Below are 21,670 nucleotides of genomic sequence, written 5' to 3' on the forward strand. Positions count from 1 at the left end.
CACACATGACGACGCACGCGGCGCACTCCCCCGGCCGTGCGCTGCAGGCCGCCCACCTGACCGACGACCTCATCATCACCGGCGAGGCCGTGGCGCTGGAGGTCCGCCCCGCGGCCTTCCTCCTGCGGGTGGTCAGCGGGCTCATCGACGCCGCCGCCTACGCGGTCGTGCTCGTTGCCCTCTCCTTCGGTGTCCTCTCCGCCATGGGTGAGGTCAACGAGGCCCGGGCGACGGCCGTGTCGATCGCGACGCTCGCGGCGGTGGTCGTCGTGGCGCCCACCGTCGTCGAGACGCTCACGCGCGGCCGCTCCCTGGGCAAGCTCGCCACCGGCATCCGCATCGTCCGCGACGACGGCGGACCCGTCCGACTGCGGCACGCCTTCATCCGCTCGCTCACCGGCCTCGGGGAGCTGTGGCTGACGGCGGGCTCGATCGCCGTCATGACGGCGCTCCTCAACGGCCGCGGCAAGCGGCTGGGCGACCTGCTCGCGGGCACCTACGCCGTGCGCACCCGGGGCGCGGACCGCAAGGCGCCGCCGCTCCTCATGCCGCCCGAGCTCGAGTCCTGGGCCCGCACCGCCGACATCCGGGCGATGCCCGACGGCCTGGCCCTCGCGGCGCGGCGCTTCCTCGACCGCACCGGCACCCTCGACCCGGCCTCGCGCGAACAGCTGGGGCGTCAGCTCGCCGCCCGGGTGGAGCCGCTCGTCGCCCCGCCCCCGCCGTGGGGCACCCACCCCGAGCGCTTCCTCGCGGCGGTGCTCGTGGCGCGCCGGGACCGGGAGTACGCCGTGGGCCTGCGTGCCCGGGAGACGCTCGCGAGGACCACCGCCGAGCTGCGCCGGCTGCCCTTCCAGATGCGCTGACCGGCGCCCGCCGCGCCAAGCGGTCCGCACTCATCGGCCCGGCCACCGGGTGTGCCCGAAGAGCTTCTGCCTGCGGCGCCCGTCGGCCCACGCCGGGTCCCACGGCCACTGCCCCTCGTGGTTGGACCACACGAGCTGCAGGCCCGGCACCGTCCGCCCGCCCTGCCCGTAGATCTCCTGGGCCGTGGCGAGGTGCCGCGGGTCGTTGACCCGGATCAGCCGGTAGCGGTGCGGGGACATCGAGGCCACCACGTCGCCCGCGGCGAAGCGGTGCCCCTCGCGCACGTGCTGCGCCAGCCCGTTGAGCATCCGGCACGAGTCCTCCGCCGTGGCCCCGCTGATGAGCAGCTCGGGGTGGTCGTGGAAGCGGGTGAGCCCGACCGTGTAGGCGAAGGCCAGGCTGCTGCGGCTGGGCTCGACGAACTGGACCATCCAGCCGTGGCGCTCGATGAGCTCGAGGTTGCGCGCCAGCACCTCCTCCCACGTCCACCCGTCACAGATGAGACACATCGCGACCTCCCGTCGTCGTCGGTGCTGACGACGCTAGGAAGGGGCGGTGACGGACGGCCGGGTCAGGGACGCACCCTGGGGACGGACCGCACCCGGCGCGGCGGCGTGGAGCGACGCCGCCGCGCCGACCGCGCTACTCGGTGACCTCGATGACCCCGTGGGCGCCGCGCTCGGCGTCGACCATCGCGTGGGAGACGAAGGGGTAGTGGCCGGCCTCGGGCATCTCGAGCTCGACGAAGCCTCCCTGGGCGGGCACGAGCGGCAGCACCTGCGCACCCCCGCTCGGTCCGCCGACCTCCCCCGGCCCACCGAGCCGGTAGGCCCCCTCGGTCCACACCGTGTCGAACTGCCCGCCGACGACGTGGAAGGCCGATCCGCGGCTGGGCCCGGCCGCGAGCACCCACACCCGCACCCGCTCGCCGACGCGGGCGGTGAGCGGCTCGTGGCCGTACTGGTTGGCGTAGCCGTTGAAGACGACGAGGTCGGGCCGCTCGGCCGCGATGGCCTCGGCGTCCGCCGTCCCGCCCTGCTCCCCGAGGTAGACCTCGGACTGGACGAGGACGTACTCGCGGTCGACCGGCTCCAGCTCGGGAGGGTCGATGATCACGGCGCCGAACATGCCCTGGGCGATGTGCATCGACATCGGCGCCGTGGAGCAGTGGTACATCCAGATGCCCGCGCGCTCGGCGGTGAAGCGGTAGACCAGCGACTCCCCAGGCGCGATCGTGCGCATCGGCTCGTCGGGGGCCAGCGCCCCGGCGTGGAAGTCGATGGAGTGGCCGATGGTGCCGTCGTTGACGAGCGTGACCTCGAAGACGTCGCCGACCTTCCCGCGCAGCGTGGGCCCGGGCGCGGTGCCGTTGAAGGTCCACAGCTCCTGCTCGACGCCGGGCGCCACCTCCGCGGTCACCTCACCGACCGCGAGGGTGACCTCGTGGAGCTCGCCCTCGGGCGCCGGAGGCAGCTCGGCCGGATGGGCGGTGAAGTCCTCGCCCGGGTCGGCGCGCAGGTCGAGGTGGTCGCGGGCCGGGTCGGTGGACGACGACGGCGCGTGGTCGCCGTCGTGGGTGTCGGCACCGGCCGCCTCGGGCGCGGCCCCGACGGCGACGACGTCGAGGGTCATCCCCATCTGCCGGTGCCCGGCGACCGAGCACCAGCCCTCGACGTCGCGCCCGACGACACCGAGGTCCACCTCGACGGTCTCCCCCGCCGACATGCGCCCGGACCGCGCGCCGTTGTCGAGGACGAGGTCGTGGACGTCGTCGTCGGTGTTGACGAGCTCGATGACGAGCCGGTCACCGGCGGGGACCTCGACGACGTCGGGCACGAAGCGCATGTCCTGGGCTTCCACGCGCACGGTGGTCGTGCGGCCGGTGGCGGCCACGCCGTCGTCGGCGGAGCTGCCGGTGAGGCCGGCGGCAGCCGGGTCCCCGGCCACCCCGAGGACGACCGCGAGCGCGACCGCGCCGACGCCGTACAGGGCGCCGAGGCGGCGCGGCACCGGCGGCGGCCCGGTGCTGATCGAGGCGGCGATGACGGCGCCGGAGCTCTCCCGGTCGGCCTGGCGGCGTGCCCACAGCGCGCGGGCGAGGAGGACGAGGAAGGAGGAGAGCCCCGCGAGCCCGAGGAGGGAGGTCGTCACGCGCACGAGGCTCGGCAGCGGGAGGACGAAGAGGAGCAGGCTGAGGTTGACGATGACGATGCGCGCACCGGCGGCCCGGTTCATCTCCTCGTCCACGCGGCGGACCACGCGCGGGCCGCCGCCGAGCATGACCGGCGCGAGGTAGCTCAGCGCCCCGAGGAGCACCTGGCCGGCGAAGCCGGCGGCGTAGGGGGCGGCGAGGATGCCGAGGCTCTCGCGCAGCGCCGCCCAGCCGGGGGCGGTCGCGGCGAGCACGGCGAGCGTGACCAGGCAGCCGACGAGCCAGACGACGGCCATCGCCGCGCTCAGCGTCGCGTAGCTGCGCGGCGGCTTGCCGCGGGCGATGGTGACCATCGGGCGCACGACGAGCACGACACCGGTGAGGTAGACGGCGACCGCGAGGACGACGAGCAGGCGCTGGCCGGTGGCGGCCGCGGCCCAGATGACCGCGAGGCCCGCGACGAGGACGACCATGGCGCGGCGCGCGGCCAGCGGGGCGCCGGGGACCATCTTGGTGCGCAGCATCGTCGGCCACAGGACGACGAGGGTGCCGAGGACGGTGAGCCCGACCCAGCCGAGGAGCATCGTCGTCGTGTGGGCGGTGTACAGGCGGCCCTCGACCTCGGCGGAGGGCGTCGTCCGGGCGAGCATGACCCCCAGCCACACCCCGACGGCGAGGCACAGCCCGGCGCACACGTAGAAGAGGGACAGCGCACCGAAGCGGGCCATGAGGGCCCCGCGCCGCTGGACGAGGATGACGACGACGTGGGTGATGGCGACGAGCGTGACGCCCACCCCGCCGACGACGACGAGCGGCCACCGGCCGGTCGCGACACCGACGATGACGAGGACCGCCGAGACCGTGTGCACGCCGAGGCGCAGGAAGATCAGCCCCTGCCCGCCGGGCGCAGGGCGCCCCAGGAGGGTGTCGGCGAAGTGGGCCGACCAGATGAGGATCGCCGTCGTCACCGCGCCCAGCAGGGTGAGGTGGACCATGAGGTAGTTCGCCTCGGGGATCCACCGGTGGGCGACGGCGACGACGAAGGCGGCGAGGAACCAGGCGACGACGAGCGCGTTGACCTTGACGTGCCAGGGCCGGCGGGCGATCGGCGGGCGGCTCGGTCGGCCGATGTTCATGAGGACGCTCCGGTGGTCGTGGTGCTGAGCTCGCGAGGCTGCGACGGCGGGTGCGCCGTCGTCGTCGTCCTCCGTGCCGTGAGGGCGGACCAGGCGGCGACGGCGACGAAGGTGAGGACCGCGGCGATGTTCCCGACCCCGCCGGCCTGGACGGCCCACTCGAGGTCGCGCGCGTCGCCGACGGCGAGGCGGAGGACGAGGGTGGCGTGGAGGAGGGCGGCGGGCACGAGGAACGCGCGCCGGTAGGGCAGCGGTCGGCGCAGGACGGCCCGCATGATGACCGGCGCGTGCGCCATGACCATCGAGATGACGAAGCCGAGGAAGAGGGCGTGGGCGGCGGCGTCGTAGGCCCGGCCCTCGACCTGCCCGCCGAGCGCCCACACCGCCCCGGCGACGGCGAGCCAGCCGTAGCCGGCGAGCAGGCAGAGCGCGATGAAGCGGGGCAGGCCGGTGGAGCGGACGGTGCGGCGCGCGACGTCCTTGACCGCGAGCCACAGCGCCGCGGCGAGGAGGGCGGCGCCCAGGAGGGTGAAGCCGGCGTCGGGGGCGAGGAGGGAGACGACGGCCGCGAGGACGACGGCGACGGCAACCGCCTGGGCGGCGGTGGCGTCCCGAGGGCTCAGCGCGCCGAGGCGGGCCAGCTCCAGTCGCTCGCCGAGGATCGTGAGGACGAGGAAGCCGACGAGCCACGGCACGGTCGCGGGCACGGGGACGCCGCCCAGCCACAGGGCCGCGGCCGCCACCGCCATGAGCTGGCCGAGCACCTGGACCGCGACGGCGGCCGCGGGCAGGCGGGCGTACAGCGCGCGGTAGACGAGGAGGCCGCCGACCTGGCCGGCGAGGACGAGACCGGCCCCGACGGCGTGCGGCAGCACGGAGACGGTGGCGAGGACCCCGAGGCCGTTGAGCGCCGGGGCCAGGTAGCCCCAGCCGCGGCCCAGCGCCACGGAGCGCTCGAGCCCGATGACCGTGCCGACAAAGCCGAGCACCATGAGCGGACCGTGAACCTCGGCGAGGCGGTCCCCGACGAGGACGTGCGGCAGGCCGAGGAGGGCGAGCGCTGCGTCGAGGCCGGCGAGCAGGGCGAGGCCGCCGAGGAGGAGGAAGGGCAGGCGGAAGGAGGTGCGGGTGAGGACGCCGTTACTCATCGTCGGCCGCCGGCGGGGCGATGCGCAGGAGGCAGGCGCCGGGCTCGGCGAAGGCCTCCAGGGTGACGCGCTCGGGGGCGACGCCGTCGTGGGCGAGGATCTCGCGGGCCATGCCGAGGTGGCTCGTGCACACGACGTCGGGGTGCTCGCGGGCCAGGGCGAGGACGGGGCAGCGGCGCAGGCGCTGGGTGTAGCCGCCGTCGTCCTCCGCGGTGGTGCGGCAGTCGAAGCCGGCGCGGTCGAGCATCTCGCCGAGGCGGTTCACCGAGTCCGCGAGCGCGGCGGGGTCCTCGGGGGCGGCAACTGTACTGTCGGCGGTAAGTGAGCTGTCGGCGGTAAGTGAGCTGTCGGCGACAGCGGAGCTGTTCCCGGGGCGGAGGCCGGCGGCGGCGAGGCGCTCCTCGCGGCGGGCCTCGACGAGCTGGCGGGAGCGGATGGCCCGGCCCCAGTCGCGGCCGGCGGACAGCGCGTGCTCCGTGCGCTCGCGCCGGTCCGGGATCGCCTTGGCGAGGTAGGTGATGAGGACCTCGGCGAGGACGGCGTACTCCGGGCCGGCGGGTGTGGCGGCGAGGGTCGCCCGGTAGAGGGCGGCCGGCCGACCCCGCCCGGAGGAGTGCCGCAGCGTGCGCTCGACGAGGTCGACGCGCACGAGCGCCTCGAGGTGCTCGCGGACCGTGTTGGGGTGCTGTCCCAGCTCATCGGCGAGCTCGGCGACGGTGCGGCGCCCGCCGAGGTCGATGAGGGCGTCCAGCGTCACCCGGCGGGCGGGGGACAGCTCCTCCCGCGCCAGGCCGCGGGTGGGGAGGGGCCCGAGAGCTTTATTCACGGAAACAACCGTCCTATTCGCGGCGGCGCTCTCCTTGGGACCTTGGTCCGGTCCGTGACCGCCGCCGCGCTCTGGCGTAGGGTGAGGGGCGGCAGCACTTTCCCCCATATGCGTTCACAGGAAAAGAGTTGCCACGACCCCTTCGTGATCGATGACGACTCACACCTGGAGGAACGTTGACCAAGAGAACCGCCGGCGCCCGCATCGGCGCCGCCACCTGCCTCGCGGCGGGGATGCTGCTCGCGTCCACCGTCCCCGCGGGCGCCACGTCCACGCCGGACTCGGCGAACCCGATCGACCACATCGTCAGCAACATGACGGTCGACGAGCTCATCGGCCAGATGACGTGGACCTACGTCTACGGCAACTCCGCCGACGACGCCTCGATGGCCGAGCAGAACCAGGAGCGCTACGGCGTCGACACCCCGCGGGAGGTCGTCGAGACGTTCGACCTCGGCGGCGTCCTCTACTTCGCGTGGTCCAACCCCGGCATCGTCAGCGACCCCGAGCTCACCGCCGAGCTGTCCAACGGCCTGCAGGCCGTGTCCGTGGGCGACGAGGGATCCGGCATCCCGCTCGCGACGACGATCGACCAGGAGGGCGGCATTGTCGCCCGCATGGGTGCCCCGATGACGGTGCTGCCCGGCAACATGGCCCTGGGCGCCACCTTCGACGCAGCGCTCGCCCGGGCGCAGGGCGAGATCCTTGGCTCCGAGCTCGCCGCCGTCGGCGTCAACGCGGACTTCGCGCCCGTCGTCGACGTCAACACCAACCCGGCCAACCCGGTCATCGGCGTGCGCTCGATGGGCGAGGACCCGCAGAACGTCGCCGCGCTCGGCGTCGCCCAGATCGAGGGCATGCAGTCCCAGGGCGTCGCCGCCGCGGCCAAGCACTTCCCCGGCCACGGGGACACGGAGACCGACTCCCACACGGGCCTGCCGATCGTCACCTACGACCGCGCCACCCTCGACCAGCACCTCCTGCCCTTCGAGGCGGCCATCGACGCGGGCGTCGACATGATCATGACGGCGCACGTCATCGTCGAGGAGCTCGACCCCGAGATGCCCGGCACCCTCTCCCCCGCCGTCCTCACCGGCCTGCTGCGCGAGGAGCTCGGCTTCGATGGCCTCATCACCACCGACGCCCTCGACATGGAGGCACTCAAGGAGCTGCCCGACAACCCGCTGACCGACGGCGAGATCGCCGTCCTCGCCATCCAGGCCGGCTCGGACATCCTCCTCATGTCGCCCGACGTCCCGGCGACCTTCGAGGCCGTCAACGCGGCGGTCGAGTCCGGGGACATCACCCGCGAGCGCCTGGAGGAGTCGGTCACCCGGATCCTCGAGTGGAAGGTCGAGCGCGGGGTGTGGGAGGAGGACCCGAGCGTGCCGGTGGACGAGGTCATGGACGTCGTCGGCAGCGCCGAGCACACCGCCACCGCCCAGGAGATCGCCGACCGGTCGGTCACCCTGCTGCGCAACGAGGGCGACCTGCTCCCGCTCGACGGCGACGAGTCCGTCTTCGTCACCGGGTGGGGACAGAGCGGGGTGCCGGGCCTCGCCCAGGCCTTCACGGACCGCGGCGTGGAGACCGACCACCTCTACACGGCCAACTTCCCGAGCGCCGAGCAGATCGCCCAGGCCGCGGAGGCCGCCGAGGGCCACGACGCGATCGTCCTCATGACCCACACCCCGGCGAACGCCGCCCAGACCCAGTCGCAGCGCGACCTCCTGGCGGCACTCCAGGCGACCGACGTCCCGGTGGTCCACGTGCCGGTGCGCAACCCCTACGACGTCGCCTGGGAGAACCCGGCGCCCGCGCAGCTCGTCACCTACGGCTACCAGCGCCCCTCGCTCCAGGCCGTCGCCGACGTCGTCCTCGGCAACGTCGAGCCGACCGGCAAGCTCCCCGTCAACATCCCGACCGCCGACGGCGAGGGCGTGCTCCACCCGATCGGCTTCGGTCTCGGCTACGAGGACGAGGAGCCGCAGCACCCGCAGGACCCGGACCAGGAGCACGGCTTCTTCCTCTCCAACAGCTGGCGCGGCGGGGTGGCCGACCACGCCTTCATGTACGGCCGCTTCAGCGACGAGGTCCTCATCGGCGACTGGGACGGCGACGGCCGCGACTCCATCACCGTGCGCCGGGGGAACACCTTCTTCGTCAACAACGCCCCCAGGGGCGGGACCGCCGACCGCGTCTTCGCCTACGGACGCCCCGGGGACGACGTCCTCGTCGGCGACTGGGACGGCGACGGGGAGGACACCCTGGCGGTGCGCCGCGGGGCCACCTTCCACGTGAAGAACTCCCTGAGCGGGGGCGCCGCGGACCACGTCGTCACCTACGGCCGCCCCGGGGACGACGTCCTCGTCGGTGACTGGGACGGCGACGGCGAGGACACCTTCGCCGTGCGCCGCGGGGCCACCTTCCACGTGCGCAACGCGATGGCCGGCGGCCGCGCCGACGCCACCTTCACCTACGGCCGCGCCGGCGACGAGGTGCTGGCCGGCGACTGGAACGGCGACGGCGAGGACACCTTCGGCGTCCGCCGCGGGCGCACCTTCCACATCGCCAACAGCCTGCGCGGCGGCGCCGCGGAGATCGTCATGGACTTCGGCCGCCCCGGCGACGAGGTCTACGTCGGCGACTGGGACGGCAACGGCATCGACACGATCGGCCTGCGCCGCACCCCCTGAGCCACCCGAGCGACCGAGGAGGACGTGTCCCGCCGAGCGCGGGGCACGTCCTCCTCGCGTTATACCTGTCACAGTTCAGTAACTTTTATGGAAGTGGTAAAGCCGCAGGTCAGCTCGACGATATCGACGCTCAGCGAGCGGCCTGAGAGACCCCGACGTACCCTCCGCTGCTGGCCGCGAGCACATTTCGGTGGCATGGTGGATTGCCGTTCCCCCAGTCCACCGAAGTTTGCGATGCCCGCCCCCAGGCGCGGTGATCGTGAGCGGCCACGGCGCCTCCACGCCGTGACCACACCGAGCCGCAGTGAGGTGAGCGTGAGCGCGCTACGCGCAGAGAACGTCTACAAGGTCTTCGGACGCCGGTCCCAGGAAGCCGTCCGCCGGCTCCGGGCCGGCGCGACCCGTGACGAGGTCAAGCCCATGGGCACGGCCGCTGTCATCGACGCGTCCTTCGAGGTGCAGCAGGGCGAGACCTTCGTCGTCATGGGTCTGTCGGGCTCCGGCAAGTCGACCCTCATCCGGATGCTCAACGGCCTGCTCACCCCCACGGCCGGGCGCGTCCTCATCGGTGAGCAGAGCATCACCGACGTCCCGCCGGCCGAGCTGCGCGAGATCCGCCGCACGAAGATCTCCATGGTCTTCCAGCACTTCGCGCTGCTCCCCCACCGCACCGTCCTCGACAACGTCGCCTACCCGCAGGAGATCCGCGGGATGGTCAGGTCCGAGCGTCTCGCCAAGGCCGAGGAGGCCGTGGCCCTCACCGGCCTGGCCGGCTGGGAGGACTCCCTGCCGGCGCAGCTGTCCGGCGGCATGCGTCAGCGCGTGGGCCTCGCCCGCGCCCTGGCCGCGGACACCGACATCCTCCTCATGGACGAGGCCTTCTCGGCCCTCGACCCACTGATCCGCCGCGAGATGCAGGAGCAGCTCGTCGAGCTGCAGTCGACGCTCGGCAAGACGATCGTCTTCATCACCCACGACCTCAACGAGGCGATGTTCCTCGGTGACCGCATCGCCGTCATGCGCGACGGCCGGATCGTCCAGATCGACACCGCCGAGCAGATCCTCGCCGAGCCCGCGGACGACTACGTCGCCAAGTTCATCGCCGACGTCGACCGCTCCCGCGTCATCACGGCCGGCGCGCTCATGCGGCGGCCCATCTCCGTCGTGCAGCTCGGCGGCGGACCGGGCGTGGCCCTGCGCGAGCTGCAGGCCACCCAGGGCACCGCCGCCTACGTCGTCGACCGGCGCCGTGTCCTCCACGGCACCGTCTACGACCAGGACCTGCTCGCCGCCCAGCGGCGCGGGGACCGCACCCTGGAGGGCGTCGTCCGGCCGGACACCTCGGCCGTCTCCCCCGACACCCCGCTGTCGGACATGTTCGCCCCCGCCACCGAGGCCCAGCTGCCCCTCGCGGTCACCGACGACGCCGGCCGCCTGGTCGGGGTGGTCCCGCGCGTCTCCATGCTCGAGGCGATGGTCCCGCCGACCGCCGACGACGACGGCACGGACGTCGCCGCCGACCAGGAGCCGCCGTCGGACGCGTCCGCCGTCGACGCGCCCGGTGGCAACGAGGCGACGACCGCCGTCCCCGTCCAGACCCCGCTGGAGGGTGAGGCCCGATGAACGACTTCCGCATCCCCGTCGGCGACTGGGCCGACGCGCTCGTCGACTGGCTGACGACCAACCTCTCGGCCCTCTTCGGCCTCGTCGCCGACGGGCTCCGCGCGCTCTTCGACCTCGCCGAGCTCGCCTTCCTGACCCCGCCCTTCTGGGTCGTCGTCCTCGTCCTCGCCGCCGTCGCCTTCTTCGCCAAGAGCTGGAAGCTGGCGCTGGCCACCGTCGTCGGGCTGCTGCTCATCGTCGGCATGAACCAGTGGGACAACGCGATGGCGACGATCGCGCTCGTCGTCGTCGCCTCGGTCATCGCCACCGTCATCGCGATCCCGCTGGGGATCTGGGCGGCCCGCAGCGGCACGGTCTCCGCGGCCCTGCGCCCGGTGCTCGACTTCATGCAGACGATGCCCGCCTTCGTCTACCTCCTGCCCGCCGTCATCCTCTTCCGGGTGGGCGTCGTGCCCGGCATCGTCGCGACGATCATCTTCGCAATGGCCCCGGGCGTGCGCTTCACCGAGCTCGGCATCCGGCAGGTCGACCGCGAGGTCGTCGAGGCCGGGCACGCCTTCGGTGCCACCCCGGGCCGCATCCTGCGCCAGGTGCAGCTGCCGCTCGCGCTGCCGACGATCATGGCCGGCGTCAACCAGCTCATCATGCTCTCGCTGTCGATGGTCGTCATCGCCGGCATGGTCGGCGCCCCCGGGCTCGGGCAGCCGGTGGTCCAGTCCCTGCAGAGCGTCAACATCGGGCTGGGCGCCGAGGCGGGACTCTCCGTCGTCATCCTCGCGATGTACCTCGACCGGGTCACCGCCGCCCTCGGCGACCGGGCGCCCGTCTCGCGCGCCCTCAAGGTCCGCGCCGCCGAGGACTGACCCTCCCCCGGGCCGTGTGGCCCCTCCCACGACACCAGCACCTCCACGAAACCTCACCATGCACACGAAAGGACGAATGATGAAGAACACCCGACGCCGCGGAGCGGTCCTCGCCTCCGCCACCGCCCTCGCCCTGACCCTCGTCGCCTGCGCCGACGAGGCCGGCTCCGAGGACACCGCGACCGGCACGGACGCCGGACCCATCACCATCGGCATCCACTCGGGCTGGGAGGAGGGCATCGCCGTCTCCCACCTGTGGCAGCACATCCTCGAGGAGCAGGGCTACGAGGTGGAGATGGAGACGGCGGACGCCGGCGTCGTCTTCACCGGCCTCGCCCAGGGCGACTACGACGTCAACTTCGACACCTGGCTGCCCCTGACCCACGGTGAGTACCTCGACCAGTACGGCGAGGACCTCGAAGAGCTCGGCACCTGGTTCGAGGAGGCCCCGCTGACCATCGCGGTCAACGAGGACGCCCCCATCGACTCCCTCGCCGAGCTCGCGGACAACGCCGACCTCTTCGACAACCGCCTCATCGGCATCGAGGCCGGCGCCGGCCTCACCCGCGTCACCCAGGAGCAGGTCATCCCGACCTACGGCCTGGAGGGCATGGAGTACCTCATCTCCTCCACCCCCGCCATGCTCACCGAGCTGAGCGCGGCCATCGACGCCGGCGAGAACGTCGTCGTCACCCTGTGGCGCCCGCACTGGGCCTACGACGAGTTCCCCATCAAGGACCTCGCGGACCCCGAGGGCGCGCTCGGCGAGCCGGACGACATCTACACCTACGGCACCGCCGGCTTCTCCGACACCTACCCCGAGGTCGCGGAGTGGCTCGCGGACTTCACGATGACCGACGACCAGCTCCACGAGCTCGAGAACATCATGTTCAACGAGCTGGACGGCTCGGACAACGACGCCGCCGTGGACCAGTGGCTCGAGGCGAACCCCGACTTCGTCGACTCGATCGTCGGCTGACCCGACGGGTCGTGAACGACGGCCCCGCTGCCCTCCCGGGCGGCGGGGCCGTCGTCGTTGTCACGGAGAACCCGGCTCTCGCGGGAAGGGAGCACCCTCCCTGCGCGAGAGCCGGATTCTCCGGGTCGGCTAGAGCTCGCGCGCTTCCTCGGGGAGGAGCACCGGGACGCCGTCGCGCACGGGGTAGGCGAGCGGCCGCTCGGCGTCGGTGGAGCGCAGCTCGGGCGTGCCGTCGGGAGCGGTGCCCTCGACGAGCTCCGCGCCGGTCACGGGGCAGCGCAGGATGTCCCGCACCCAGGGCTCGATAGTCGCCGGCTGCTCGCTCGCACTCATCACTTGCTCCGTCTCCCTGCGCCCGGTGCGCAGGTCTCCAGCGTAGTCGCCGGGTCAGTCCGCCTCGCCGGGCAGCACCCGCAGATGGCCGCGGCGGCCGAGCTCGGGCTCGGGCAGGCGGTGGGTGACCGGGGCGGGGGCCGCCGTGCCGGGCCGGGTGGCCGGCAGCGAGGGGCCCGGGCGGGCGCGGGAGGCCTCGCGCACGGCGTCGGCCAGCGCCTCGATGTCGTCCGGGCTGGGCGGGGCGGGCACGAACTCGGTGGCGAGGCGCACGACCTCCCAGCCGCGCGGGGCGGTGAGGCGGTGCGCGTGCTCCTCGCAGAGGTCGTAGGAGTGCGGCTCGGACTGGGTGGCCAGCGGGCCGAGCACGGCGGTGGAGTCCGCGTACACGTAGGTGAGGGTCGCCACCGCGGGACGGCCGCAGGCAGCGCGGGTGCAGTGGCGGGAGGCTCTCACGCCCACGACGGTACAACGTCCCACCGACACCGCCGGCACGGGCACGCCGGACGGCCCGCGCACCGCAGGGTGGGGAGGCGCACAGCGCCTACGATCGAGGGGTGCCCGACGACCTCGTGATCCCCTCCCGCCGGACCGCCCGCCGGCGGGACCGACGCGGGCGCGGGCTGCGCGGGCCCCTCCTGCCGCCGACCCTGCCGGGCTGGCGCACGCGCAGCGAGGCCTTCGACGACGCCGTGCTCGGTGCTGTCGAGCGCCTCGAGAAGCGGTGGTCGCGCCAGCTGTCGGCGGTCGAGTTCGGCGTCGAGGAGGTCCCGCCGTCGGACCCGAGCCCGTGGGAGAGCGAGGCCGTCGCCCTCGGCCGCTACTTCCCGGCCGACGCGGCCGCCGGCCTCACCGACCGCATCGTCCTCTACCGCCGCCCGATCCAGTCGCGCTGCGAGGACGCCACCGAGCTCAACCTCCTGGTCGAGGAGGTCGTCCGGGAGCAGGTGGCCCACCTCCTGGGGCGGGACCCCGAGGACCTCTGAGCGCTCGGCTCAGCCCAGCGACCGCCGACCCGGCGCCAGCACGACGGCGCGCGCGGCGCGGGCGTCCTCGGTCACCGGGACGACCGACATCAGACTGCCGTCGTCCACGGGAACGCTCAGCAGCGCCGCCGCGTGGACGGCACCGTCAGCAACCCGCAGCTCCATGGCCGCGACGTCCCCCAGGTCCGCGACGACCTCACGCAGGCTCGTGCGGGCCTCGACCGTTCGACTGACGGGCTCACCGCGCGTGCCGTCACGCATGACGGGGACGAGCTCGACGTCGACGGCGCTGTCGGCCGGGTTGGCGAGGACGAGGGAGACCGCGGAGACGACGTCGCCGGGGAGGGCGATGACGCCACCAGCGACGGCGGTGGTGGCCGGAGCCCAGGCACGGTCCACCGGCGGCGTGCTCGGGTCGTCCTCGCCGGGCTCCCCGACCAGCGTGGAGACGGCAGCCGCCGTGACCGGCTGGTCCGCCGTCACGACCGCCGACCAGGGGCCACCGGGCATCCCCGCGAGCGAGATGTCGAGGACGGCGCCTGGGTCGAGCACGAGGTCGTCGGCGCCGGGCACGGGCTCGACACCCTCGACGCCGAGCAGCTCGAGGGTGACGGTGGCCGTCTCCTCCCCCGGGTTGACGACGCGCACCGCGGGCGCGTCGGCCTCCTCGCCCGACGCGGAGCCGAGCGAGATGCCCGGTACGACGACGCTCTCGGCCGGCGGGACCGACGGCGCCACGAGGTCGGTACCTCCGGGCACGAGGCCGCGGAGGCGGCTGTCCTGGACCAGCGCGGTGACCTCACCACCGGTGGCGGCGACGTGCACGGCGAGCCGCGGGTCGCCGACGAGCGACTCGAGGAGGACGACGCGCTGCCCGCCCGCCGGGACGAGGACCGAGCCCGCGCCCGAGAGGTCGAGGGCGCCCGTGCTGCCCCAGCCGCTGAGCGTGACGCTCGCCGGGGTCTGCCCCACGTTGGAGAGCACGAGCTGGGCGGAGTCCCCCGGCTCGGTGGACCCGCCGAGGAGCCAGGCCGAGGTGGACGGGCTCTGGCAGGCGGTGGCGACGAGACCGCGCAGGTCCCCGGACTCGGTGACGGCCGCGCTCGTGCCCGCGGCGAGCGCGACGACGTCCTCCACCGGCTCGGCCTCGAGCGCGGTGGCCTCGCCGACGTCCGTGAGCTCCGCGAGCCGGGCAGCGCCGGCCAGCGGCACCTCCTCTCCGGGCGGCGCGTCGAGCGTGGGGCGCAGGCTCAGCGCGCCGGGCGGCTCGTCCTCGCCGCGAGCGATGGTGAGGACGTCGAGGGTGGCGCTCGTGCCCGAGCCCTGCGGGTCGAACTCGTCGTAGCCCAGGTCCTCCCCGGCGAGGGCGGTGGCGAGCCGCGGCGGGCCGGGGCACACCTGCGCCACCGTCGCGGCGTCCACCGGGACGGTGACATCCTCGACGCCGACGGGCTCGGCGGGTGCGACGTCGTCACCGGCGAGCGCGACGCCGGCGGCCGCGGCGAGGAGCACGGCACCCGAGACGGCGGTGGTCACGCGGCGCAGCGTCCTGCGGCTGCTCGGGCTGCTCATGTCGTCTCCTCCCGGCGGCGGCGGACCGGCACGGCGAGCAGGACGACGAGACCGAGGCCCACCGCCTGCGCGACGCGCCACGGCGTGAGCCACGCAGGCTCGTAGCTGATCTCGAGGCGGCCGGTGTGGGCCGGCAGCTCGAAGGCCTGGCGCCAGCCGTCCGTCGTCGCCCGCAGCGGCCTGCCGTTGTACGTGGCCCGCCAGGCGGGGTCGGCGCGCTCGGCGAGCACGAGGAGGCGGCCCTCCTCGCCCGCGGCGACGCGTCCGCCCACGCCCACCGGCCGCGCGGCCGGGGTGTCGAGGACCTCCCCCTCGGCGGAGACCACGCGGGCGCGGGAGACGGCCTGCGCCGCGCCCGCCGTCTCCGCGGAGCGGGAGGTGCGCCAGATGACGCCCGAGGCGTTCTCCGTGACGCGCTCGAGGCCGGCGGTCGCGTCGAGCCGGGCGATGAGGTCCTGGCGGGTGGTCACCGAGTCCGCGTCGGCGAGCGGCGGGACGAGCACGACGCCGACGGCGAGCCGCCCCAGCTGCTCGCCCGCGGCGTCCGCGGTACCGGTCGCGAGCTCGGCGACGAGCTCCTGGAGCTCGGCGGTGGCGTCGTCGGGCTCGGCAGGGTGGCCGCCGGGGGTGAGCCCGCGCACCGCGACGATCGCGGAGGTCTCGCTCAGCTGCGGGCCGGCGTGGCGCCACACCTCGGGGCGCACGCGGTCGCCGTCGGCGTGGAGCGCGAGGACGCGGGAGCGCTCGGCCCCGGTCTGGAGCTCCCGGGCCAGCGCCGGGACGGAGGGGTCCTGCCGGCCCTCGATCGCGAGCAGCTCACCGCCGCCGTCGCCGCGCTGCTCGACGACGGTCGTGAGCCAGGCGCCCGCGGTGGCGAGCGGCCCGAGGACCATGACGAGCGCGACGGCCCCGACGGTGAGGTGCCGCCAGCCGAAGCTGCGGGCGGAGAGCCAGTCGCGCAGGCCGTCGCCCGCCGACGTCGCGGCGACGAGCATGCCGAGGAGGGCCAGTGAGGTGCCGGCCCCGGCCCAGCCGTGGACGAGCTGCGCCTCGCCGGCGAGGTCGGTGCCGACGGCGACGGGCGTGCGGGTGGAGAGCACCGCCGTCGCCAGACCGACGACGACGGCGAGCCACCCGGCGCGGACCGCGCGGGCACGGGCGGTGCCGCGCAGCAGGGCGAGGACCGCGACGACGGCGACGGCGACCCCGCCGGCGAGCGCGAGGACGGTGGGCCAGGGGCCGCCGAGGGAGGTGAGTCCCGACAGGGCGAGCGGCCAGCCGAGGGCCGCGAGCCAGCTGGCGCCGGGGTCGGCCGCGAGCGGCACCCCGGGGTCGGCGAGGAGCACCCGCCACCCGCCTTCCGGCAGCGAGCCCAGCGCGACCGTGAGCAGCGGGCCGAGGAGCAGCACGGGCGGCACGGCGACGAGCGCGAGCAGCCGCCGCCGGCGGGGCACGACGAGGGCGAGCACCAGGAGGAGGAGCAGGGCAGCGGGCAGCAGCGCGGGCGCACCGGCGCACGCGACGGCGAGCGCGAGACCGCCACCGGCGGCGGCCGAGATGGACCCGGTGGCCGGCGGCGCGACAGGGGCCGCGGCGGCCGGGACCTGAGCCTCGGCCTCGGCGTCCTCGTCGTCGTCGGAGACGCGCTTGGCGTCGACGAGCCCGGAGAGGATGACGTCGCGCCGGTTGACGCCCACGGCGCGGGCGACGCCGAGCGCCGCCCACGGCAGGACGACGTGGGCGAGGACGGCACCCAGCCGACCGTGCCCGACCCCGACGAGCAGGGCCGGGGCCAGTGCCCACACGACCGCCGCCCAGGCGCGCAGGAGGACCGAGCGGGTGGCGGCGCCGGAGGCGAACCACGCCCCGAGCCCGGCGAGCGGGACGGCGAGGACGAGCACCGCCGTCGTGAGCACGTTGCCGCTCGCCCCGGCGAGCGGGAGGGCGGCGACGGCGAGGACGGTGAGGAGCGGGTCCGCCGGTCCGGCGTGGCCCAGGCCGGCGGGCAGCCACGCGGAGGTGGCGGCCTGCCACAGCTCGCGGGCGGCGGCGTCGAGAGGGGCGAGGGCACCGCCGCGCAGCGCTCCCGCGGTGAGGAGCGGGCCGAGGGCGACGAGAGCCACGGTGGTGAGACCGAGGAGGACGAGCCCGAGGGTGCCGCGGCGCCGGCGGGCCAGGACCGCCCGCTCGCGCATCTCGAGCTCGCTGGGGGCCACGCGGTGCGCGCGGCCCGCGGCCTGAGAGCGGCGCTCGTCGCGCTTGGCGCGGGTCACGTCGCTCCACGAGGCGCGCAGCGGGCGCAGGTAGCGCAGCGGGACGCGGCGGGTGGCGCGGTGGCGGCGGCGGGCGCGCCAGACGGCGGCGGGACGGGCGAGGACCTCGGCCGCGGCGCGCATCTCGGCGCCGACGAGCCCGATCTCCTTGGTCGCCACCCGCCACAGCGCACGCACCGGGGCGAGGGCGAGGATCGCGAGGGCGACGAGGGGCACCCAGTACCAGGGCGTCGAGGTGAGCCAGAGGAAGAGCTGGGCGCGGCGTCGGGCCGCGAAGGAGCGCCGCGCGTCCGGCACCGTCTGCGGGTCGGGCCGCGGGGAGGAGAGGTCGCGCAGGCCCTGGTAGGAGGCGCGGGCGTGGTGGACGACGGCGCCGGGCACGACGACGACGCGGTGCCCCGCGAGCCAGGCGCGCTGGGACAGGTCCAGCCCGTCCCCGAAGGGTCCGAGCGCGGGGTCCGGGCCGCCGAGCTCGTCCCACACGGAGCGCCGCACGAGCGCGCCGGCGGTGCCGACGGCGAGGACGTCCTCGCGGGAGTCGTGCTGGCCCTGGTCGATCTCGCCGTCCTCGATGTCCGGCACGCGGCGGCCGGTGGAGGTGGCCTGCACACCGGCCTCGAGAAGGAGGTCCGGGCGGGCCCAGTCGCGCTGCTTCGGGCCGGCGACCGCGACGGAGGGGCCGGACTCACCGGCGCGGAGGAGCTCGGCGTGGGCGCGCGGCTCGGGGGCGGAGTCGTCGTGGAGCAGCCACAGCCACTCGGGGGCGTCGTCCGTCCCGTACTGGGCCAGGGCGGCCCGGACGGCGGCACCGAAGCTGCGGGGAGCGGGCACCTGCAGCACCCGGACGGTGGACACCTCGCGCAGGCCCGCAGCGTCGATGGCGGCGTGCACGGGCACGCCCGTGCCGACCTCGCGGCCGGGGGCGCTGGTGTCGACGAGGAGGACGGTGCCGACCGGACGAGTCTGCTCCGCCAGCCCGCGCAGCGTGCGGGGCAGGTACGGCGAGACGCCGGGGCTCACCACGACAGCGAGGGTCGTGGCGGCGCCGGCGTCAGTGGCCGACATCAAGCATCAGACAGCCCGGCGCTTGAGCTTGCGACGCTCCCGCTCCGAGAGGCCGCCCCAGATGCCGAAGCGCTCGTCGTTGGCGAGGGCGTACTCGAGGCACTCCGCGCGCACCTCGCACGCGGTGCACACGCGCTTGGCCTCGCGGGTGGACCCGCCCTTCTCCGGGAAGAAGGCCTCGGGGTCGGTCTGCGCGCACAGGGCACGCTCCTGCCAGCCGAGGAGTCCCTCCTCCGGGAGCTCGTCGATGGCGTAGATGCCCTGCTGGGTGCCCGCTGCGACTCCGGTGCTCAGCGGACCATCACCGAGAATGTTCCACACTGCTCTTCCCATCGTCGACCAACGCGTTCTCTGACTGAATTACACGCGTGTCATACGCCTCGCGTCAAGCGGAACGGTGCTATGAGGGATGGTTCACGTCATCGCCAGCCCCACTGGCCCCAGGCGCCACACCGCGCCGCTCCCCCGGGGCCACCCCCAGGGTCGCACCTGTCCCTCGGTGGCCGCCAGCGCGACCCGGGCTCCGACCACCCTCCTCCCGAGCACCGTGCGCGGCTAGGCTCGTCCCATGAGCATCGCCACGAAGGTGCTCGACCTCCTCACCGGGGACGAGCCCAACCAGCCCCGCCTCACCTGGTACGGCCCCGGGGACGAGCGTGTCGAGCTCTCCGGGCGCGTGCTGGCCAACTGGGTCACCAAGGCCACGAACCTCCTCGTCGAGGAGGGCGAGGTCGAGCCCGGCTCCCGCGTGCTCCTCGACGTCCCGGTGCACTGGCGCGCGCTCGTCTGGGCGCTGGCCACGTGGTGCGCCGGTGGCGAGCTCGTCCTGCCCGCCGAGGAGGACGACACCGACGACGACGACCTCGACTACGAGCCCGAGGACCTCGACACCGACGACGAGGACGAGGACCAGGACGACGACGAGTCGGCCTTCGTGCCCGACGAGACGGGCGAGGAGCCCGACATCGCCGTCACCTCCCGCCCCACGGGCGCACCGAGCGCGGGCCTCGTGCTCGTCGTCGCCCTCCCCGCCCTGGCGATGCACGTGGAGGAGCCAATCCCCAGCGGCGCGATCGACGCGGCCGCGGCCCTCATGTCCTACGGGGACCACCTCGGCTACGTCCAGGAGCCCGGGAGTCAGGACGCGGCGCTGTCCGGCCCGGAGGTCACCGGCCCGTCCGGCGGCCCGGTCCGCTACGGCGAGCTGGCCGACTGGTGCCGGGAGCAGACCCCGGCCTCGCACCGCGACGAGGAGCGGCCACGCGTCCTGTGCTCACCGCGCGACCACCTCGAGATGCTCGCGCACGCCGTCGCCGCCTGGCGGGCGGGCGGCTCGCTCGTGCTCCTCGGCGACGACGTCGACTCGGACCGCTTCGACACGATCGCGGCCGACGAGCGCGTCGCCGTGCGCTGCTGAGCCCTACGCGTCGGCCACCGTGAGGGTGACGCCCTGCGCCGTGCGGCCCACCCGCACCGTCCGCAGCGGTGCGACCACCACGAGCGCCGCACCGAGCATCTCCAGGGCCTCCTCGAGGTGGTACGCGGCGACGACGACGCTCCCCTCGGGTCCGTGCCCGTCGAGCAGCTGGCTGCCCACGAGCTCCATCCCGACGGCACCGGCGAAGAAGGTCGCCAGCCCGGCGAGCAGGAGCGGACGCGCAGCGGCGGGGATCCGCCGGGCCAGGAGCACGGCGACCACGAGGACGCCGATCGCGAGCGGGATGCCCACGGCCAGCCAGACGTAGGGCAGCGTCTCCGACGAGACGATGAGGCGGCCCACCTGGTACAGCTGCTCGTGCAGCGAGGCGAGCTCGTCGAGAGAGAAGGCGAGCAGGATCGCCGCGATCGCCGCGGTTGCCCAGGCGCCGGCCCGGTTCTCCGCCCGCAGGAGGGCGGCGAGCAGGAGCAGCAGGGTCGCCGCCGCGACGAACATGCCGGCCGACCACCAGGTCGGCACGTTGGCCTCCACCCCGACGTTGAGGTACGCGTGCCCACCGCCGCCGACCTGGAAGAAGCGGTGCGGCACGAGCTCGAGGGTGATGTAGCTGATGGCGACGAAGGCCAGGGAGACGCCGACGAGCACTCCGAGGACCCCGCGCCAGGGCAGGGTGCGGTCGTCGGTGGCCGGGAGAACGTCAGCGGGCTCAGGCATCACCGGCACGCTACCGGGAGCGGTCGGCGGAGGAGGCGTGTTCGCCCGAGTTCCGCAGGTGGGAGCCTTTGGGCCAGACTGGAGCCCATGCGAGGAATCATTCTGGCCGGGGGATCCGGCACGCGCCTGCACCCGATCACCCAGGGAGTGAGCAAGCAGCTCGTCCCGGTCTACGACAAGCCGATGGTCTACTACCCGCTGACCACGCTCATGCTCGCCGGGATCCGCGACGTTCTCGTCATCACCACCCCGCACGACGCCGAGTCCTTCCAGCGCCTGCTCGGTGACGGCTCGCAGTTCGGCATCTCGATCAGCTACACCGTCCAGGAGGAGCCCAACGGGCTCGCCCAGGCCTTCGTCCTCGGCGCGGACTTCGTCGGTGACGACGATGCCGCCCTCGTCCTGGGCGACAACATCTTCTACGGCCCGGGCATGGGAACCACGCTCAGCCGCTTCGAGCAGATCGACGGCGCCGCCGTCTTCGCCTACCACGTGGCCGAGCCGACGGCCTACGGCGTCGTCGAGTTCGACGAGAACTTCAAGGCGCTGTCCATCGAGGAGAAGCCGGCCCAGCCGAAGAGCTCCTACGCGGTGCCCGGCCTCTACTTCTACGACAACGACGTCGTCGCGATCGCCCGCGACCTCAAGCCCTCCGCCCGCGGGGAGTACGAGATCACCGACGTCAACCGCGTCTACCTGGAGGCCGGTCGGCTGCAGGTCGAGGTCCTCCCCCGCGGGACCGCCTGGCTCGACACGGGGACCTTCGACTCCCTCGCCGACGCCACTGCCTTCGTCCGCACGGTCGAGGCTCGCCAGGGCCTGAAGATCGGGTGCCCCGAGGAGGTCGCGTGGCGCCGCGGGTTCCTCAGCGACGAGGAGCTGCGCGAGCGCGCCGAGCCGCTGCGCAAGTCCGGCTACGGCCAGTACCTGCTCAGCCTGCTCGAGCACTGAGCTGACGCAACGACACCCGGGCGCGCACTGCGCACCCGGGTGTTGTCG

At 74.4% G+C, this 21,670-nt stretch carries 18 protein-coding genes; 8 read left to right on the forward strand and 10 right to left on the reverse strand.

Translation table 11 applies throughout. The features are described from left to right. Positions 1-5: 5 nt before the first annotated feature. The gene (locus AA0005_RS15310) at positions 6-866 is read left to right on the forward strand and encodes an RDD family protein (protein WP_413450992.1); all 861 of its coding nucleotides are present in this window, start codon (positions 6-8) and stop codon (positions 864-866) included. Between the two features lie 30 nt (positions 867-896). Here the strand turns inward: AA0005_RS15310 and AA0005_RS15315 are convergent, their stop codons facing one another. The 4 genes from AA0005_RS15315 to AA0005_RS15330 all read right to left on the reverse strand — a co-directional run bounded on the left by AA0005_RS15315 (position 897) and on the right by AA0005_RS15330 (position 6,129). Then, entirely contained in the window at positions 897-1,376 is a 480-nt protein-coding gene (locus tag AA0005_RS15315; RefSeq protein WP_413450993.1) for a DUF4262 domain-containing protein, read from the reverse strand. Positions 1,377-1,509: 133 nt separating this feature from the next. Further along, entirely contained in the window at positions 1,510-4,155 is a 2,646-nt protein-coding gene (locus tag AA0005_RS15320; RefSeq protein WP_413450994.1) for a multicopper oxidase domain-containing protein, read from the reverse strand. Further along, positions 4,152-5,303, reverse strand: coding sequence for a hypothetical protein (locus AA0005_RS15325; protein ID WP_413450995.1), 1,152 nt, complete (start codon positions 5,301-5,303; stop codon positions 4,152-4,154). The genes AA0005_RS15320 and AA0005_RS15325 overlap by 4 nt, the downstream gene beginning before the upstream one ends. Continuing rightward, a complete protein-coding gene (locus tag AA0005_RS15330; RefSeq protein WP_413450996.1) occupies positions 5,296-6,129 on the reverse strand; it encodes a helix-turn-helix transcriptional regulator in 834 nt (277 codons plus the stop codon). Before AA0005_RS15330 ends, AA0005_RS15325 begins: the two co-directional genes overlap by 8 nt. 176 nt (positions 6,130-6,305) lie before the next feature. Here AA0005_RS15330 and AA0005_RS15335 point away from each other — a divergent pair, with 176 nt between their 5' ends. The 4 genes from AA0005_RS15335 (at position 6,306) to AA0005_RS15350 (ending at position 12,290) form a co-directional block, all read left to right on the forward strand. Continuing rightward, positions 6,306-8,825 carry a glycoside hydrolase family 3 protein gene (locus AA0005_RS15335; RefSeq protein WP_413450997.1) on the forward strand — a complete coding sequence of 840 codons (2,520 nt, stop codon included), beginning with the start codon at positions 6,306-6,308 and terminating at the stop codon, positions 8,823-8,825. Positions 8,826-9,134: 309 nt separating this feature from the next. Further along, positions 9,135-10,448, forward strand: coding sequence for a quaternary amine ABC transporter ATP-binding protein (locus tag AA0005_RS15340; protein WP_413453108.1), 1,314 nt, complete (start codon positions 9,135-9,137; stop codon positions 10,446-10,448). Next, entirely contained in the window at positions 10,445-11,311 is an 867-nt protein-coding gene (locus AA0005_RS15345; RefSeq protein ID WP_413450998.1) for an ABC transporter permease, read from the forward strand. The genes AA0005_RS15340 and AA0005_RS15345 overlap by 4 nt, the downstream gene beginning before the upstream one ends. Before the next feature lie 79 nt (positions 11,312-11,390). Further along, on the forward strand, positions 11,391-12,290 hold the full coding sequence (locus tag AA0005_RS15350; protein ID WP_413450999.1) for a glycine betaine ABC transporter substrate-binding protein: 900 nt from the start codon (positions 11,391-11,393) through the stop codon (positions 12,288-12,290). A 129-nt stretch (positions 12,291-12,419) separates the two neighbouring features. Here AA0005_RS15350 and AA0005_RS15355 read toward each other — a convergent pair whose 3' ends face one another. After that, positions 12,420-12,623 (reverse strand): Trm112 family protein, encoded by a 204-nt coding sequence (locus AA0005_RS15355; RefSeq protein WP_413451000.1) that lies wholly within the window; start codon positions 12,621-12,623, stop codon positions 12,420-12,422. A gap of 54 nt (positions 12,624-12,677) precedes the next feature. Beyond that, a complete protein-coding gene (locus AA0005_RS15360) occupies positions 12,678-13,079 on the reverse strand; it encodes a DUF3499 domain-containing protein (RefSeq protein ID WP_413451001.1) in 402 nt (133 codons plus the stop codon). Positions 13,080-13,180: 101 nt separating this feature from the next. Here AA0005_RS15360 and AA0005_RS15365 point away from each other — a divergent pair, with 101 nt between their 5' ends. After that, entirely contained in the window at positions 13,181-13,609 is a 429-nt protein-coding gene (locus AA0005_RS15365) for a metallopeptidase family protein (RefSeq protein ID WP_413451002.1), read from the forward strand. Positions 13,610-13,618: 9 nt separating this feature from the next. Here AA0005_RS15365 and AA0005_RS15370 read toward each other — a convergent pair whose 3' ends face one another. The 3 genes from AA0005_RS15370 to AA0005_RS15380 are packed head-to-tail and all read right to left on the reverse strand — an operon-like array spanning position 13,619 to position 18,840. Beyond that, a complete protein-coding gene (locus AA0005_RS15370) occupies positions 13,619-15,181 on the reverse strand; it encodes a DUF5719 family protein (RefSeq protein WP_413451003.1) in 1,563 nt (520 codons plus the stop codon). Then, on the reverse strand, positions 15,178-18,519 hold the full coding sequence (locus tag AA0005_RS15375) for a glycosyltransferase (protein WP_413451004.1): 3,342 nt from the start codon (positions 18,517-18,519) through the stop codon (positions 15,178-15,180). Before AA0005_RS15375 ends, AA0005_RS15370 begins: the two co-directional genes overlap by 4 nt. Positions 18,520-18,525: 6 nt before the next feature. Continuing rightward, positions 18,526-18,840 carry a WhiB family transcriptional regulator gene (locus AA0005_RS15380; RefSeq protein ID WP_413453109.1) on the reverse strand — a complete coding sequence of 105 codons (315 nt, stop codon included), beginning with the start codon at positions 18,838-18,840 and terminating at the stop codon, positions 18,526-18,528. A gap of 247 nt (positions 18,841-19,087) precedes the next feature. Between AA0005_RS15380 and AA0005_RS15385 the strand changes: the two genes are divergently transcribed. Then, positions 19,088-19,936 carry a TIGR03089 family protein gene (locus AA0005_RS15385; protein WP_413451005.1) on the forward strand — a complete coding sequence of 283 codons (849 nt, stop codon included), beginning with the start codon at positions 19,088-19,090 and terminating at the stop codon, positions 19,934-19,936. Between the two features lie 3 nt (positions 19,937-19,939). Here the strand turns inward: AA0005_RS15385 and AA0005_RS15390 are convergent, their stop codons facing one another. Further along, a complete protein-coding gene (locus tag AA0005_RS15390) occupies positions 19,940-20,671 on the reverse strand; it encodes a hypothetical protein (RefSeq protein WP_413451006.1) in 732 nt (243 codons plus the stop codon). A gap of 87 nt (positions 20,672-20,758) precedes the next feature. Between AA0005_RS15390 and rfbA the strand changes: the two genes are divergently transcribed. Then, positions 20,759-21,622, forward strand: coding sequence for a glucose-1-phosphate thymidylyltransferase RfbA (gene rfbA / locus AA0005_RS15395; RefSeq protein ID WP_413451007.1), 864 nt, complete (start codon positions 20,759-20,761; stop codon positions 21,620-21,622). Positions 21,623-21,670: the final 48 nt, after the last annotated feature.

The organism is Georgenia phoenicis (genome assembly GCF_047302425.1).
Lineage (GTDB): Bacteria > Actinomycetota > Actinomycetes > Actinomycetales > Actinomycetaceae > Oceanitalea.